17 protein-coding genes and 1 tRNA gene are annotated in these 16364 nt (G+C 33.9%); 9 read left to right on the plus strand and 9 right to left on the minus strand.

Annotated elements, in window-relative coordinates:
• The first annotated feature begins 18 nt into the window (after window positions 1-18).
• The 4 genes from nirD to B6A10_RS09175 all read left to right on the plus strand — a co-directional run bounded on the left by nirD (window position 19) and on the right by B6A10_RS09175 (window position 3594).
• Entirely contained in the window at window positions 19-396 is a 378-nt protein-coding gene (gene nirD, locus B6A10_RS09160) for a nitrite reductase small subunit NirD (RefSeq protein WP_026714478.1), read from the plus strand.
• A 40-nt stretch (window positions 397-436) separates the two neighbouring features.
• Window positions 437-1024 (plus strand): DUF4202 domain-containing protein, encoded by a 588-nt coding sequence (locus B6A10_RS09165; protein ID WP_188220644.1) that lies wholly within the window; start codon window positions 437-439, stop codon window positions 1022-1024.
• 12 nt (window positions 1025-1036) lie between these two features.
• A complete protein-coding gene (locus B6A10_RS09170; RefSeq protein ID WP_188220645.1) occupies window positions 1037-2848 on the plus strand; it encodes a sensor histidine kinase in 1812 nt (603 codons plus the stop codon).
• Between the two features lie 86 nt (window positions 2849-2934).
• Entirely contained in the window at window positions 2935-3594 is a 660-nt protein-coding gene (locus B6A10_RS09175; RefSeq protein ID WP_188220646.1) for a response regulator transcription factor, read from the plus strand.
• 66 nt (window positions 3595-3660) lie between these two features.
• On the opposite strand, the gene B6A10_RS09180 is transcribed toward B6A10_RS09175, so the two are convergent.
• The 4 genes from B6A10_RS09180 to B6A10_RS09195 all read right to left on the minus strand — a co-directional run bounded on the left by B6A10_RS09180 (window position 3661) and on the right by B6A10_RS09195 (window position 7003).
• Window positions 3661-4536 carry a cation diffusion facilitator family transporter gene (locus B6A10_RS09180; RefSeq protein ID WP_055090017.1) on the minus strand — a complete coding sequence of 292 codons (876 nt, stop codon included), beginning with the start codon at window positions 4534-4536 and terminating at the stop codon, window positions 3661-3663.
• 5 nt (window positions 4537-4541) lie between these two features.
• Entirely contained in the window at window positions 4542-5858 is a 1317-nt protein-coding gene (gene murA / locus B6A10_RS09185; protein ID WP_055090016.1) for a UDP-N-acetylglucosamine 1-carboxyvinyltransferase, read from the minus strand.
• Window positions 5859-5924: 66 nt separating this feature from the next.
• Complete coding sequence (locus B6A10_RS09190; RefSeq protein ID WP_026714472.1) at window positions 5925-6656, minus strand: DUF4290 domain-containing protein; 732 nt, start codon at window positions 6654-6656, stop codon at window positions 5925-5927.
• Between the two features lie 62 nt (window positions 6657-6718).
• Complete coding sequence (locus B6A10_RS09195; RefSeq protein ID WP_026714471.1) at window positions 6719-7003, minus strand: DUF493 family protein; 285 nt, start codon at window positions 7001-7003, stop codon at window positions 6719-6721.
• A gap of 218 nt (window positions 7004-7221) precedes the next feature.
• Here B6A10_RS09195 and B6A10_RS09200 point away from each other — a divergent pair, with 218 nt between their 5' ends.
• The 4 genes from B6A10_RS09200 (at window position 7222) to B6A10_RS09215 (ending at window position 11206) form a co-directional block, all read left to right on the plus strand.
• On the plus strand, window positions 7222-9117 hold the full coding sequence (locus B6A10_RS09200) for a RecQ family ATP-dependent DNA helicase (RefSeq protein WP_188220647.1): 1896 nt from the start codon (window positions 7222-7224) through the stop codon (window positions 9115-9117).
• A complete protein-coding gene (gene fmt, locus B6A10_RS09205) occupies window positions 9117-10064 on the plus strand; it encodes a methionyl-tRNA formyltransferase (protein ID WP_188220648.1) in 948 nt (315 codons plus the stop codon). The genes B6A10_RS09200 and fmt overlap by 1 nt, the downstream gene beginning before the upstream one ends.
• Before the next feature lie 181 nt (window positions 10065-10245).
• Window positions 10246-10518, plus strand: coding sequence for an HU family DNA-binding protein (locus B6A10_RS09210; protein WP_055090010.1), 273 nt, complete (start codon window positions 10246-10248; stop codon window positions 10516-10518).
• 127 nt (window positions 10519-10645) lie between these two features.
• Window positions 10646-11206 carry a YqgE/AlgH family protein gene (locus B6A10_RS09215; RefSeq protein WP_055090008.1) on the plus strand — a complete coding sequence of 187 codons (561 nt, stop codon included), beginning with the start codon at window positions 10646-10648 and terminating at the stop codon, window positions 11204-11206.
• Here the strand turns inward: B6A10_RS09215 and B6A10_RS09220 are convergent.
• Together B6A10_RS09220 and B6A10_RS09225 are read right to left on the minus strand one after the other, a co-directional pair.
• Window positions 11199-12044 carry an aminotransferase class IV gene (locus B6A10_RS09220; RefSeq protein ID WP_188220649.1) on the minus strand — a complete coding sequence of 282 codons (846 nt, stop codon included), beginning with the start codon at window positions 12042-12044 and terminating at the stop codon, window positions 11199-11201. The two genes, B6A10_RS09215 and B6A10_RS09220, sit on opposite strands and share 8 nt — an antisense overlap.
• A gap of 56 nt (window positions 12045-12100) precedes the next feature.
• Window positions 12101-12493 (minus strand): START-like domain-containing protein, encoded by a 393-nt coding sequence (locus B6A10_RS09225; protein WP_055090121.1) that lies wholly within the window; start codon window positions 12491-12493, stop codon window positions 12101-12103.
• 154 nt (window positions 12494-12647) lie between these two features.
• Here B6A10_RS09225 and B6A10_RS09230 point away from each other — a divergent pair.
• Window positions 12648-12721 (plus strand) — tRNA-Met (locus tag B6A10_RS09230).
• Window positions 12722-12813: 92 nt separating this feature from the next.
• Here the strand turns inward: B6A10_RS09230 and B6A10_RS09235 are convergent.
• The 3 genes from B6A10_RS09235 to B6A10_RS09245 form a co-directional block, all read right to left on the minus strand.
• The gene (locus tag B6A10_RS09235) at window positions 12814-14085 is read right to left on the minus strand and encodes a tyrosine-type recombinase/integrase (protein WP_188220650.1); all 1272 of its coding nucleotides are present in this window, start codon (window positions 14083-14085) and stop codon (window positions 12814-12816) included.
• Window positions 14082-14579 (minus strand): hypothetical protein, encoded by a 498-nt coding sequence (locus tag B6A10_RS09240; RefSeq protein WP_188220651.1) that lies wholly within the window; start codon window positions 14577-14579, stop codon window positions 14082-14084. The genes B6A10_RS09235 and B6A10_RS09240 overlap by 4 nt, the downstream gene beginning before the upstream one ends.
• A gap of 166 nt (window positions 14580-14745) precedes the next feature.
• Window positions 14746-16362, minus strand: a complete 1617-nt coding sequence (locus B6A10_RS09245) for a hypothetical protein (RefSeq protein WP_188220652.1) — start codon at window positions 16360-16362, stop codon at window positions 14746-14748.
• Window positions 16363-16364 lie beyond the last annotated feature (2 nt).

Consider the following 16364-nt stretch of genomic DNA (forward strand, 5'->3'; position numbering starts at 1 on the left):
AAATAAAAAAATAACACCATGGAAAATATCTTAAGCGAATATAAAACAGTACTACCGGAAGATGTAAAAATTTGGTTTAAAGCAGGAACCGTTGAAGATTTCCCAACTAACCGAGGTGGTTGTATTAAATACAAAAACAAACAAATTGCCGTATTTAACTTTACCCGCCGAAATACCTGGTATGCCTGCCAAAATGCCTGCCCTCACAAAATGGAAATGTTACTTTCAAGAGGAATGCTTGGTTCAGCCGAAGAAACTCCAAAAATTGCCTGCCCAATGCACAAAAAAACCTTTTCATTGGTTGATGGGTCCTGTTTGAGCGGAGAAGATTACTCAATTGCCACTTACCCTGTAAAAATAGTAGGCGACGAGGTATTTGTTGGCTTTATTGATTAAATTAAATATGTATCTTTGAAGTATTAAACAAATACGACAAATGACAGCCTCAAAATTTCAAAAAGCCATCGAATGGATTGATGCCGAAAACGCACAAGATCCAAACACAGAAATACACGAATCCGTAAGTTTTCCAAAAGAACTATTATACTCTGATAGAATGTATGCAAAACTTATGGATTTTTATCCTAATGCTTCCGAAGCAGTCCAAATCGCGGCTAAAGCACAACACATTTGCCGATGGAAAATAGCCCGCGAATCCTACCCAATGGATCGTGTAGGTTACTTAAAATGGCGCGAAGAGTTAAAAAAATTCCACGCCAAAACTACCGCAACCATTCTGGAAAAAGCAGGTTATGACGAGGATTTTATCGCCAGAGTTTCTTTCTTAATCGAAAAAAAACTACTTAAAAAAGACGAAGAAACCCAACTATTAGAAGATGTTATTTGTTTAGTTTTTCTGGAATACTATTTAGCTCCTTTTGTCGAAAAACACGACACCGAAAAACTTAAAAACATTATCCTTAAGACATGGAACAAAATGTCCGACAAAGGACATCAGGCGGCTTTACAAATCAGCTACAGCCCTGAAAATCTACAATTAATAAAAGACGCGCTGGGATTGTAATTAAACATTAGTATGATAAAAGAAGCCAAAGCGTTTTCTGAAAATCTAAATTTTAAAAAATTAAAGCAAATGTATCTGTTTGCTTTAATTACTATTGCCATTACGATTCTTTTGAGTCAGTTGCTCATTCAGCATAACATTAGCAGCCAGCTTAATGATTCCCGACTGATAAATATCTCGGGAAAACAACGTATGCTGAGTCAAAAATTAGCCAAAGAAATTCTTATCCTGAATTCTTCCAGTATTGATTCGAATAAAGAAGCTGCAATTTCCAACATCCGAAAAACACTGAAACTTTGGAAATCAACCCATTTGGCTTTAGAAAAAGGAAACGACAGTCTTCATTTTCCCAGCGAAAAAAGTCAGATGCTTTTAGCTTTATTCAAAGACATTAAACCGAATGTCCTCAACATTGACAAGGCCACCCGAAACTATTTAAACAACAGCATCCGCAATCGTAACGAGAATACAAATCAGGCTGAAGTAAAAACTATTTTGGACAATGTTGCTGTATTTTTAGACAAAATGAATGTTATTGTAGGGCAATATGAACACGAAGCCTTAGAAAAAGTAACCCGCCAACGCAACATTGAATACGGCATTTTAAGCTTTACTTTATTGGTTTTGCTTTTAGAATTCCTTTATATTTTTAAGCCTACTAATAAAAAAATTGAACTCTTAATTTCTAAATTATTAATTTCAGAAAAAAGAGCTATCAAACTGGCACGCGACACCGAAGCTATTAGTATCATCAAAGAAAATTCAGTAAAAGAATTGAAGTCGCTGAATTTTGCGATGGAAAATACGTTATTGTATTGCCGCATCAGTCCGCAGGGAAAAATCATTCACATGGGGGAAAAATTCGCCAAATTATTGCAATACAACCCTTCTTTTGATTCCGACAAAAGCTTTGCAAAAGCACTTACAGCCGTAGAAAAAGAGCAACTGGAAATCGACCGCATTATTGCCGACAAACAAAGAAGCGGCTGGCAGGGCGAACTCAACACCACCGATAGATACGGCAACAAACTATGGCTAGACATGTCTATGATTCCGGTTCGCATTCGCAAAGAAGAATCCGAATTACTAGTGATTTGTTTTAATATTACCGTTCGTAAAAATGCCGAGCTGGAAGTAGAACGCCTTAACAGAGAAAACATCATTGAAAAGGTAAATCAGCAAAAAATTATTTCAAGCAAAATTGTTGAAAACCAGGAAAACGAACAAAACCGAATTGCACGCGAAATTCATGATGGAATCGGACAAATGCTTACCGGATTGAAGTTTAGTCTGGAAAGTATTAATTTGGATGACAAAGAAAAATCGGCTCAGAAAATCGAATATCTAAAAAAACTTTCGCTTGATATTATCAAAGGAGTCCGTACCGCCACATTCAACCTGATGCCGCCCGAATTGAGCGATCATGGAATTGTTTCCTCGATAGCCAAACTAACTTTGGAATTAGCCAAATTAACCGGTAAAAATGTTCAGTTTTACAACAAAACCGATTTTGATCAAAGACTGGATTCATTAATCGAAATCAACATTTACCGTTTAACTCAGGAAGCGATAAACAATGCTATAAAATATGCCGACTCGTCACATATTATTGTGCAACTTTCCCACAGTAACAAAATACTTAGTATTACCATAGATGACAACGGAAAAGGATTTGACATTAATACTGTAGAAAAAAAGCGCAATAGCGAGTCCGGAATGGGCTTATTATTCATGAAAGAACGCGTGCAATACATCAACGGAAGAGTATTTATCAACTCTATTCCCGGAGAAGGAACCCGAATTACTTTCAATATTCCGATATAACACTAGAAAAAATACGTAAAAAATACGTATATTGCACTACTTTTGACTAAATACGTAAATTTTATATTCTTAAAAATAAGTAAGTTATGAATCAAACCATTCGAGTTGTCCTTGCTGATGATCATTTTTTTGTAAGAGATGGTATCAAATCACTTTTAGAAAGCGAAAAAAACATTGTTGTAGTTGGAGAAGCAACTGATGGACAAGAGGCTTTAGAAGTGGTTGCAACTACTAACCCTGACTTATTAATTGTTGATATCAGAATGCCACATCACACAGGAATTGAAGTGGTTGAAAAATTACGCAATCAAAATAATCCCGTAAAAATCATTGTACTATCGATGCACGAATCGGAAGAATATGTTTTAAAATCAATTAAAGCAGGTGCCGACGGTTACTTATTAAAAGGTTCCAGCAAAGAAGAATTTTTGAAAGCACTGCATGCTGTAGCCAACGGAGGAAAATATTTCACCGGAGACATCTCCTCTATTTTAATTAATCAATTAACGAATACAACGGCTTCTTTAGAACCTAAACCGACTCTGGCTGAAGATTTAACAATTACCAAAAGAGAAAAAGAAATCCTTACTTTATTATTGTCCGGAAAAGGAAATAAAGAAATTGCCGAAGCTCTGGAGATCAGTAAACGTACCGCCGAAGTACACCGTTTTAACCTGATGAAAAAGTTAAAAGTCAAAAACCTGATGGAACTTTCCAACAAAGCCACCGAATACTCTTTAATATAATTATCAAAAAAAACTTCCTAAAAGCTTAATCTTAGGAAGTTTTTTTTGATTATTTGTCACTACAAACTACTCATCATCCGGTTCTATATGAATCAAAACATGACCCAACTCCGGAATTTCTTTTCGCAACGTATCTTTAAGAATATGCGCCAGCTGATGCCCTCTTTTGACCGTAATTTGAGCATCAACAACTGCATGCAAATCTACATGGTATTTCATCCCTGATTTCCTGATAAAACATTTTTCTGTAGCAATAATTCCATCAACATTTAAAGCTACTATTCGGATATGCTCGATTAAATCATCGTACAAATGTTCATCCATAATTTCGCCCAAAGCAGGACGAAAAATCAAGTAACTATTGTAAAAAATAAAACAGGAAGCAAAAAGTGCCGCCCAATCATCAGCCGACTCATAACCTTTACCTAAAATTAAAGCAATAGAAATACCTATAAAAGCAGCCACCGAAGTAATAGCGTCACTACGATGATGCCAGGCATCGGCCTTTAAAGAAGAACTATTGGTTTCAATACTTCGCTTCATTACTTTCTGAAAAGAATACTCTTTCCAAATAATAATGGCACCTAACACAAACAAAGTCCATGATTTAGGCAAATCATGTGGCGCCTGAATATTAGCGATACTTTCATAAGCAATAACAGTAGCCGAAGTGATTAAAAAACCAACCACCAAAAAAGTAATCAAAGGCTCAGCACGTCCATGTCCATACGGATGATTTTCATCTGCTGGTCGGTTAGAATATTTTATTCCAAACAAAACTAAAAGCGAAGCAAAAATATCAGTAGTAGATTCTATTCCGTCAGCAATTAAGGCATAAGAATTGCCAAAAAAACCTGCTAAGCCTTTTATAATTGCTAAGCAGGTATTTCCTATTATACTAAAGTAAGTTGCCTCTACGGCTGCTTGTTGTTGTTTACTCATATTATTTATTCAACACGAACAATTTTAGCTCCAATAGCTCTTAATCGTTCATCGATACGCTCATAACCGCGGTCAATTTGTTCGATATTCTGAATTGTACTGGTTCCTTTGGCAGAAAGCGCTGCAATCAATAAAGAAATTCCCGCACGAATATCAGGCGAAGACATGGTAGTTGCTTTTAATGTCGATTTAAAATCATGCCCGATTACCACCGCTCTGTGTGGATCACACAACATAATTTTGGCTCCCATATCAATTAATTTATCTACAAAGAACAATCTGCTTTCAAACATTTTTTGGTGAATCAACACATCTCCTTTAGCCTGAGTAGCCACTACCAAAACAATACTCAACAAATCCGGAGTAAAGCCCGGCCAAGGTGCATCGGCAATGGTAAGAATAGATCCATCGATGTCGGTTTTTACTTCATACCCATTTTCATGAGTTGGAATATAAATATCATCACCACGACGCTCTAAGGTGATTCCTAATTTTCTAAAAGTATTCGGAATTAATCCTAAATTTTCCCAGCTAACATTTTTGATGGTAATTTCACTTCTGGTCATGGCAGCAAGACCAATCCAGGAACCAATTTCAATCATATCCGGAAGAATACGATGTTCGCAACCGCCTAATTGCTCAACTCCTTCAATAGTTAATAAATTCGAACCAACACCAGTAATTTTGGCTCCCATAGAATTCAACATTTTACAAAGCTGTTGCAAATAAGGTTCGCAGGCAGCATTATAAACCGTTGTTTTTCCTTTTGCTAAAACAGCTGCCATTACAATATTAGCTGTTCCGGTTACCGAAGCTTCGTCTAAAAGCATATCGGTTCCTTGAAGACCTTCTTCCGGCGATTCTACTCCGTAAAAATGATCTTCGCGGTTGTAACGGAATTTTGCACCTAAATTGATAAAACCTTCAAAGTGAGTATCTAATCTTCTTCTTCCTATTTTATCTCCTCCCGGTTTTGGAATATAACCTTTACCAAAACGTGCCAAAAGTGGCCCTACAATCATAATCGAACCTCTTAAAGCACCACCTTCTTTTTTGAAAGCTTCTGTTTCAAGGTACCCCACATTTACTTCATCCGCTTGGAAAGTATAAGAACCGGAACCGTTCTTAGTTATTTTTACACCTAAATTACCTAAAAGGGTAATCAGTTTATTGATATCAATAATATCGGGAATATTGTTAATGGTTACTTTTTCTGGAGTTAAAAGTACAGCACACAAAATCTGTAAGGCTTCATTTTTTGCGCCTTGTGGAGTAATTTCTCCTTTTAAACGGATTCCTCCTTCAATTTTAAAAATTCCCATATTCTTTTTTTAGTTTTTCTGAGTTACTGAGATTCTAAGTTTTTCTTCAAAAAAGACCTAGCAACTTTATTGATTTTTTTGATTGTTATTTTTTTGAAAAGACTTTTGTTTTCCCTGTCCTTTATTATTTTTATTATTCTGATTTTTATTAGACTGCCCCTGAGAAGAAACTTTATTAGACATTCTCTTATTAGTACGCAACAAATCAGTTGTATTAATAAGCTCTTCTGAACTTTGTAATAAATTCAATTTTCCCCCTGACAACTCGTAAAGATGTTCAAAAATCACATCATCTTTCACCGTATCTTTGTTCCAGCTCAAATAAGACTTTTTCATGTGATTGGCAATTACTTTTACCAAAGCACTTTTCATCTCGCCTTCTTCCCATTTATTAGCAACATCAATCATATATTTGATATTGTTTCCGTAATAACGGTATTTTGGGAAATTTTGAGGATATTTTAAAACTTCCGGTTTAAGTTGCAAAACCTCTCTGGAAGGAATTGGATACGGTGATTCGACATCCAATTTAAAATCAGACATGATAAAAAGCTGATCCCAAAGTTTATGCTGAAAATCAGGAACATCTCTCAAATGCGGATTTAAACTCCCCATAACCTGAATGATATATTTGGCTGCTTTATTTCTGGTTTCAGCATCTTCAATTTCGGTAGCCTGGTCAATCAGTTTTTGCAAATGACGTCCATACTCAGGAATAATCAAATGCGGACGCTCGGCATTATACTCTAAATGATGCACCACATCATTCGCATTTTCTTTTATATATTTCTGATTCATATTTTTGGATTGATTTAAAACTTTTGCAGAAAAAACCCTTAGACGGTCTTTTTCTAACAAAATTACAACGAAATAATTCCCTCAATAACGGACACTTCAAGATACTTATCAATAACTGCCTGAGGACTTTCCATCTGAACATCAATGGAAACGCTGGTAAACTTTCCGGTTTTAGACTGCGTAGTTTTAATAACCGCTCCCATACCGTCAAAAGCCTGTTCCACCTGTTTAATTTTCTCGTTGTCTGTTGGTACAATAAATTTAAACAAATATATCGCCGGCCAGGTATTACTTTTTTCTAATTCGGCTTTTAATCTATCGAAAAATTCCTCCGTTTTCTTATCCATCTTGTCTTTAAAAAATAAAGCAAATATACGGTTTCAATTCTAAAATATAAATTCTCCAATATGATTTTTAGCAAATTCGTGATTTTGATTCCTCTTATTTTAAAATTTCTAAATTAGTTTGAGTAAGTTTGCTTTAAATTCTGTTTTTTAGCCCCGAAAAAATAGGCTGCTATTTAATTTTTAGCATTCAAAAAACGAATTAATATTTTTGCAATTGCATGTCTGAAGCTTTACAAATCCTACAAAAATACTGGAATCACAGCAGTTTTAGAACTCCACAGGAAGAAATTATCAATTCGGTTTTAAACGGAAAGGATACTTTTGCACTCATGCCTACCGGCGGCGGAAAATCCATCTGTTTCCAAATTCCGGCACTGATGCAAAAAGGAATTTGCTTAGTCATTTCGCCTTTAATCGCATTAATGAAAGATCAGGTTGCCAATTTACAAAAACGCGACATCAAAGCCATTGCGCTTACCGGCGGAATTAAATCAGACGAAATTATTGACCTTTTAGACAATTGCCAATACGGAAATTACAAATTCCTGTATCTTTCCCCGGAACGGCTGCAATCGGACTGGATTTTGGAACGCATTAAAAATCTGCCGATTAATTTAATTGCTATTGACGAAGCGCATTGCGTTTCGCAATGGGGACACGATTTTCGTCCGGCTTATTTAAAAATTGCACAACTAAAAGAATTATTTCCTAAAACTCCATTTCTGGCATTAACTGCCACAGCCACTCCCAGAGTAAAGACTGATATTATTCAGGAACTAGGACTGAAAAATCCGCAATGTTTTGAAAAATCATTCGAAAGAAAAAACATTGCTTATATGATTTTTGAAATCGAGGATAAACTTTTCAGAATTCAACAAATTTTAAAGAAAAACACACAGCCTTCAATCATTTACGTCCGAAACCGAAGAGCCTGCACTGATACTGCAGCACAACTCAATTCACTGGGTTTCAAAGCTACTTTTTACCACGGAGGCTTGCCTACCAAGGAGAAAACCAAAAACATGGAACGCTGGATGAACGAAGAAGTTCAGGTTATGGTAGCCACGAATGCTTTTGGAATGGGAATTGACAAAGCCAATGTTAAAACCGTCATCCACATTCAACTGCCCGACAATCTTGAAAATTACTATCAGGAAGCGGGTCGCGCCGGAAGAAATAACGAAAAAGCTTTTGCTATTTTACTCAGCAGCCCGTCGGATATTGCTCAAACCGAGAATCAATTTTTAAATATTTTACCGGATAAAAAATTCTTGAAAGAGGTTTTTATCAAAATTTGCAACTATTTTCAAATTGCTTACGGCGAAGGCATCAACGAACAATTTTCCTTTAATCTGAACCAATTTTGTCTTCGCTACCAATTTCCGGTTTTAAAAACTTTCAATGCCATTCAGTTTTTGGACCGTCAGGGAATTATTAGTTTATCACAGGAATTTTCAGAAAAAATAAGTCTGCAATTTATTATTTCTTCTAAAGAAGTTATTCGCTACATCAGCCTGAATCCAAATGACGAAGAAATTATTTTGGCAATTTTAAGAGCCTATCCCGGAATTTACGATACCCAAATCAAGCTGAATCTTCCGTTTATCGCTAAAAAATCCAATCATACAGAAGCCGAAGTGGTCACTGTTTTAGAAAAACTACAAGAAAAACAAATTGTAGCGTATCATTCCAAAAATAATGACACGACTTTAATTTTTAATGAAATTCGCGAAGACGACAGAACAATTAACCGCGTTTCAAAATATCTTGAAAACCAAAATCAGTTAAAAAAAGAACAGTTTGAAGCGGTTTTACATTATATAAAAACAGATGATCGCTGCAAAAGTCAGCTGCTCTTAGCTTATTTTGGAGAAAAACAAGTTACTAATTGCGGCATTTGTTCTTATTGTATTCAACAAAAAAAGAAAAAAGAAACCAACAGTTCTCTTTCAAAAAAAATACTTGAATTACTCGAAACAGCTGATTTAAGTTCCAGAGAAATCCAACTTAAACTCGATAATCCTTCAAACGATGTTATCTTTGCATTACAAGAATTATTAGAATCTGAAAACATTCTGATAAAACCAAACAATAAATATAGCCTGAAACAATAATGGAAAAATTACGAATTGTATTCATGGGAACTCCTGATTTTGCAGTAGGAATCCTTGACAGTATTTTAAAAAACAACTACGAAATAGCTGCTGTTATCACCGCAGCCGACAAACCTGCGGGTCGCGGACAAAAAATAAAATATTCAGCCGTTAAAGAATACGCTTTAGCGAACAATTTAAATTTACTTCAACCAACTAACTTAAAAGACGAATCTTTTCTTGCCGAATTGAAAGCGCTTAATGCCAATTTACAAGTAGTGGTTGCCTTTAGAATGTTGCCTAAAGCAGTTTGGGAAATGCCAAAACTAGGCACTTTCAACCTGCACGCTTCACTGCTACCTAATTACAGAGGAGCCGCCCCCATTAACTGGGCTATTATTAACGGAGAATCTAAAACCGGAGTTACTACTTTTTTTATTGATGACAAAATAGACACCGGCGCGATGATCATGAGTAAAGAAACCGAAATTGATCCGAATGAAAATGCCGGACAACTTCATGACCGATTAATGAATATTGGAAGTAGCACCGTAATTGACACCTTAGCCTTAATTGAAAAAGGAGAAGTTAAAACAACGATACAAACTGATGATGCAGATATTAAAACAGCCTATAAACTCAACAAAGAAAACTGTAAGATTGACTGGAATAAATCGGCTACGGAAATTAACAATCTAATAAGAGGATTAAGTCCTTATCCGGCTTCCTGGTGTTTTTTTACCGACAAAAATCAGGAATGGAACGTAAAGATTTATGATTCCAAAATAATTAAAGACTCTCACAACTATACTACCGGAACAATTATTAGCTCTAAAAAAGAATTAAAAATTGCCGTAAAAGAGGGTTTTATTCAAATATTAAGTTTACAATTTCCGGGAAAAAAGAAAATGACAACCGCCGAATTACTCAACGGAATCTCTTTTTCGGAGGAAGCAAAAGCGCTTTAAGCTCAATAAAAACAGGCTAAAAGAGCTAAAAAATCGTCAAAACGCACTATGTTATGAACAAAAAAAACAAGTTATTAACAAAACAAGGTAAAATCCGTCAAAACACTTGTGAGGTCTGTATTTACTGCTAAATTTGTTGTAGTAACAATTTATTTTTAACCAACAATTAATAACTCTTATTATGAACAAATCAGAATTAATCGATGCTATCGCTGCTGACGCAGGAATTACTAAAGCAGCTGCAAAATTAGCTTTAGAGTCTTTTTTAGGTAATGTAGGTGACACTTTGAAAAAAGGTGGAAAAGTTTCTCTTGTAGGATTCGGATCTTGGTCAGTTTCTTCAAGAGCTGCCAGAGACGGAAGAAATCCTCAAACTGGAAAAACAATTCAAATCGCAGCTAAAAATGTTGTAAAATTTAAAGCTGGAGCTGAATTAGAAGGAGCTGTTAACTAAGGATTTGTTTCTAAAACCTAGTCAATATAAAAAACCCTCAATTGAGGGTTTTTTTATGCATTTTACCGATTATGTTTGGATTTTTTTAATTTTTTTTCTTAAATTTAATTAATAAACACACCAAGTCATGATTTCAGAACCATTAATAAAAGGACAATTACTTATTGCTGAACCTTCAATAATTGGAGATTTATCATTCAATCGATCTGTGATTTTACTAGCTGATCATGACAAAGACGGATCAGTTGGTTTTATCATCAATAAACCGTTGAAATACACCATTCAAGACTTAATTCCGGAAATTAATTCCCGTTTAAAAATATACAACGGAGGTCCGGTAGAACAGGACAATCTGTATTTTATTCACAATGTTCCGGATTTAATCCCCAACAGCATTGAAATTTCCAACGGAATATACTGGGGCGGTGATTTTGAATCTACTAAATCACTTATAAACAGCGGAAAAATAAACAAAAACAACATTCGTTTCTTTTTGGGCTACACCGGCTGGTCTGAAAGCCAATTGCAGAACGAAATGGACAATAATTCCTGGATTATAACCTCTAACAGCTATAAAAATAAAATTATAGGAAAATCATCTGCTCATTTCTGGAAAGAACAAATTTTGGAATTAGGAGGCGACTACTTAATTTGGTCGAACGCTCCTGAAAACCCCTATCTTAACTAAGAGTTACACTAACAACCTCGTTTAATTTAGAAACTAACTTTTGAGACAAATCTGTTTTAAAAGTTTTTTTTCTGTATTTAGTTATCGGCTGAATTCCTTTTATAACATTGGTAATAAACAATTCATCCGCTTTTTGAAGATCAAACGGAGAAATCACTTCTTCAGCCACTTCAACACCTTCGATTGTTTTTGCTAATTTCAAAAGCTGTTTACGCAGCACACCATTCACACAACCTTCTGAAACAGGCGGAGTTACCAACTTATTCCCCACAAGCATAAAAATATTCCCCTGAATAGCCTCCACCACATTTTTACTATCATTCAACAACAAACAATTATCAAGTCCATTTTCACTGGCAAAAATACTAGCCGTAACATTCAGCAATCGATTGGTGGATTTTATAGAAGACAACAACTGCTTGGTCACATAAAAATCTTTAAACAAGTCAACCTCATATTCTTCTTCGTCAATTACATACAAAGTCGAATCCAAAGCTGTGGCATGAACTAAAAAGGAAACCGTTTTATCTATTGGCAAATAATAACCTCCGTCATTTCTAAAAACCGTAACACGAGTACGAGCCGCAGCAGAAATTCCCAATTTATTAGTTAACGAAAGAATTTGTTCCTCAAAATATTCCATTGTAAAATCCATCGGAATCTCCATCCGAACCACACGCATCGAAGCCATTAATCTAAAATAATGATCTTCTAAATACAACACCTGAGAATTTACAATTTTTACTGTTTCAAAAACAGCATCTCCATACAAAAAACCTCTGTTTTGCGTTAATATATTTGATTCCTGAGTTACTAAAGTTCCGTTGAAATTAATCATAAAAAAAGCCCTGAATTTTGTTCAGGGCAAATATAAGCTTTAAAAAATAGATTTTACTACACAGAACCTAAGAGATGTTTTAAATCTGAAATTTGGTTTTCCCATAATTGTTTAGCCTCATCAATTTCGTCTTCTTCAGCAAAATCAATAATCATTAGAGAAACATCTTTGGTCAACTCATCTTCCAAAATATGCAATTCAAAAAAATAATCGGTATCTTTATTAGCCGAATCCACCCATTTAAACTTTACTTTTTCTCCTGATTTTTTAGAAGCTAATCTGGCTTTTTCTTCAGAATCATTCCATATAAAAGTAAAAAATTCTCCTCTGGAATTTACATCATCAGCAAACCATTCCGACAAACCGGAAGGAGTAGAAATATATTGATACAATAATTGTGGGGAAGAATTTATAGGAAACTCAATTTCGTAACGTACTTTAACATCCATAAAGGTCAATTTATTTTTTTTCGAATATATAGAATATAATGTCTAAAAAAAAACGTTTTGAAAAATATTTTTTTTCTTCATTTTTTACTTGCACGATTTATTTTTATTCCTATCTTTGCACCCGCAATCAGGAACAGAAAATACCTGAGTAATTGGCGAGGTAGCTCAGTTGGTTAGAGCGCAGGATTCATAACCCTGAGGTCACGGGTTCAACTCCCGTCTTCGCTACGAAAACAAACCCTTAAACATCAACTGTTTAAGGGTTTTTTATTGGGGTTTTATTTCAAAAAAAGCTAGACCTAAATATAAAAAGTGAGGAATTAGAGTGAGGAATCATTCCCAAATATTTTTATTTCGATAGCCCCTTTTTCCACTACTGATAAAATTTGGGGGTCTATATAATATGATTCCAACACTTTTTCAGTCGAATGCGAAGTTAATAGCCCTGTTTCTTTTTGCATTACTTGATGTACCCACGAAATATATGTTTTCCTTAAACTCTTCAAACTTATATCCTTTTTTATACCAGCTCCATTTTTATAATGAGTAAAAGATTTTGAAAGCGCATCCATAATTGTTTTGCTTTGAACTTTTCTATCAGGTAATAATATATAATTCTCAGATTGTTTTTTTTCATCATATCCCATCTCCACCAATAAGTCAAACAAATCAGAGTTTATTGGAATGTATTTATACAACCCATCAATATTTCGACTTCTTTCTACTTTTAAGTTTTGAATTCTAAAAAATTTAACGCCACTAACAGACACATATATATCACTCCAACGCAAATCAACAATTTCCTCTCGCCTTCCCCCTGTTAACAAAAACAATCTAAATCCATCTTTCAAATACGACTTAAACATGTTTTTTCGCTCTCCTCTACCTCCTAAAACCATAAAAGGACTATAAGTATCAACTGCTTTCAAAATTGCACTAAACTCTTCCCTGGTAACTGTATCAATATTTGATTTCCCTACCTGCTTCCGTGAATATTTTCGAAAAGGATTTTTCATTTCAATTTCTTCAATATCGATTAGAAAATCAAAAAAACCTTTGACTCCATTCATACATTTGTTAAAAGTTTTGGGGCTATAATGGTTTTCAGCCCAAGTATAAAAATTTGATACATCTTGTCTACTCACATCTATAATTCTGGTAGTCTCAATGTTTTTATTTTTTTTTAACGTCTTTACAAAATATTTACAAAATCGTATTAATTCCTTACGGTGTTCATCAGTAATATTCTTTTTAAACTGAGCATACTCACTATCACCATTTAGATAATGATTATATTTTATTACTGAATCAACAACCGAATAGTCATTTCCTTGTGTCGAATCAACAACTATTGTTTGGTAATTAGTCTCTTTTAAATGTTTTTCAAAATTAATCGCTTCGATTACAGCTTCGCTATAGACTTTTGATTTCAATATTTTTGACTTGACACTTCTTTGAGTTCCTGGTACATGAACTCTTACTTTATATGAAAACCTTTCAAAATGTTTACATTTAGGATTATCTACTTTACATTCTTTACAATAAATCTTAATCCCTTTATATTTATTCTTGGGCAATACTAACTTATTCATCTCATTAAGTCATTATATAATTTCTCATCCTCTACATTTCTTTTCACTTTAGTGGTTGGCTTGAAATCAAACTCTCCATCTAATTGTAAAACCATAAGGTCATACGCATTCTCATCTTTAACCAGATTTCTATATATTTTTTTCCATTTGGATGGATACTTCAATTTTAAAGATTTCACAAAAGGCTTGTCAATTTCACAGATAACTTCAATTTCATAAACAATATTTTGTTTTGAAAATTTATGAATTAAAACACCTTTTCTTTCTAGCCATCTTTTAGCAGTTGCATTATTTACAAGTTTTAGTTTAGCGGCAACTTCTGAAATTGTTAGAATTGACAAACTGTTTAGTTTTTCTTGTTTATCCTCGCTATCCACCACTTCTTTACTAAATAATCCTTTCTTCACTTCAGAAGGTTGTAATTCAATCTCAAACTCATTCAATGATTTTTGAGTTCTAATTTTACTTTTTCCATTCATTAATTCTTCTTCCATACTTGAGTCCTTTCCATTAGAAAAAGACCATCACTGGTCTTTTTATCATCCAACAATCATTTATCTTATAAAGATAAATCGTATAAATGAATTTACCCTAATCAAAATTTGTATAGGATAATTACTTTGAAAATGGTTTTAATTTGTCTTTATGGACAATCGTTGATTAATCAAATTCAACTTCTTTCAATAGTTTAGCTTTGTTAATTGTAGTATCTAATTCAGCATTCAATTTCTCAACAATCTCTTTCATTTGAGTTACTTGTTGTGTTTTAAGCTTTGATAATTTATGCTCTAGCATCATGTGTTTTTCTAAAAACGGAAAGAAATCCGTCCAGAAATTTTCTATCAGATAATTGTATTTGTAAATATCGGAATCAGCATACAAACACATTTTCCATAATGTCTCATTGGAAACATAATTAGGAATGTAATAGGTTTTTATATAAATGTAGGATCGGCAGAAAGACTGAAAAAACAGAGTAAACAAGTATTCTAAACCTTGATAGTTTTGCTCTTCATTATTAACTATTATCAAAAACTGCGTAGCTGTATCCTTCACTGTTCTGTAATGAAAATGTAAATCAGCATAATGATCTTCATGAGGAACTTCCCAATGAATTTCCGCATGGTATTTACTGGAAGAATAAATCATATTACTTTCTTTAACAACAACTGTAAAGAAACTTTGATACCAATAGAGATGATTTTGTATCCAGCTTCTGCTATGCGCTAATAAAACAAAATCATAGCAATCGCCCATTTTACTTTGTAATGACTGGTTAATGGAGTGTAATTTCTCATTACTTATTCCATTTGCTATAAGCAGGAGATAATAAGTAGTAAATTCTCCGTAAGTAATTTGGTGATACAAAAAAATCTCTTCGGCATCAATTGATTTTATTATCGTTTGTATTGCTGAGTCAAGAATTAGATTTTTGGGTTTTTCTTCAATTTGATTTACAGTTCGTTGCTCTTTTGAGTATCCTTTTTTGATTAGCTTCTTCAATTCAGAAAAACGTTCTCCAATAAGATTAAAGAGATTTTGTTCAGCGACACCCACAGCCTCATACATTTCGTTTTCATACAGAGCATCATCGTCAGCAGAAGCTTCTTTTGCTCTTTCAAAGAATTGCGTAAGGTAATATTTACTAGGACTGTCTTTTACAAAATACTTTTGAATTTCCGGAATGTAATCTATCAGATTAGTGATTCTTTCATCCAAACTCAGATTCTCGGATTTATATCCAGCATATAACTCTTCCAAATAATCTAAGTCATATTCAATCAATCTGGAATAAGAAGTAAAAACAGTGTTTGAAATACCTTCTGAAATGATTTTTTTAATTTCTGAGTGATGCAAATCATGATCGTGATAAAAACGGTCTTGGTATATATTGAATTTCTTTTTGTATTTCTTCCAATTCCGTTTAATGACAAGTAAGTTTTCTGATTTACTATTTTGGTAAATAATACACGTTTGGCGACAGTAGTATTCGATAAATGGATAAGCTAAAAAATACAGATGGTGAAGTCTGGAAGAGTAAATAAAATAAACATCGATATCCCAATTCCTTTTAACCTTATTCACCCACTTGTTCAATTGAAGTTTTATCGCATCTGAATTTTTTTCAACATGAATAATAAGATGTGAACATGAAGAAGATGTACTTTTGCTAAAAAACATCTGAATAATATTATACTGATTCACCAATTGTCTGAGTATATTTTCCAAGTACCCGTTTTCGAGTTCAGGAAAGGATAGTTTTGCTAAAGCTTTCATAA

Origin of the sequence: Flavobacterium pokkalii, from assembly GCF_014596575.1 — a bacterium.
GTDB classification, from domain to species: domain Bacteria; phylum Bacteroidota; class Bacteroidia; order Flavobacteriales; family Flavobacteriaceae; genus Flavobacterium; species Flavobacterium pokkalii.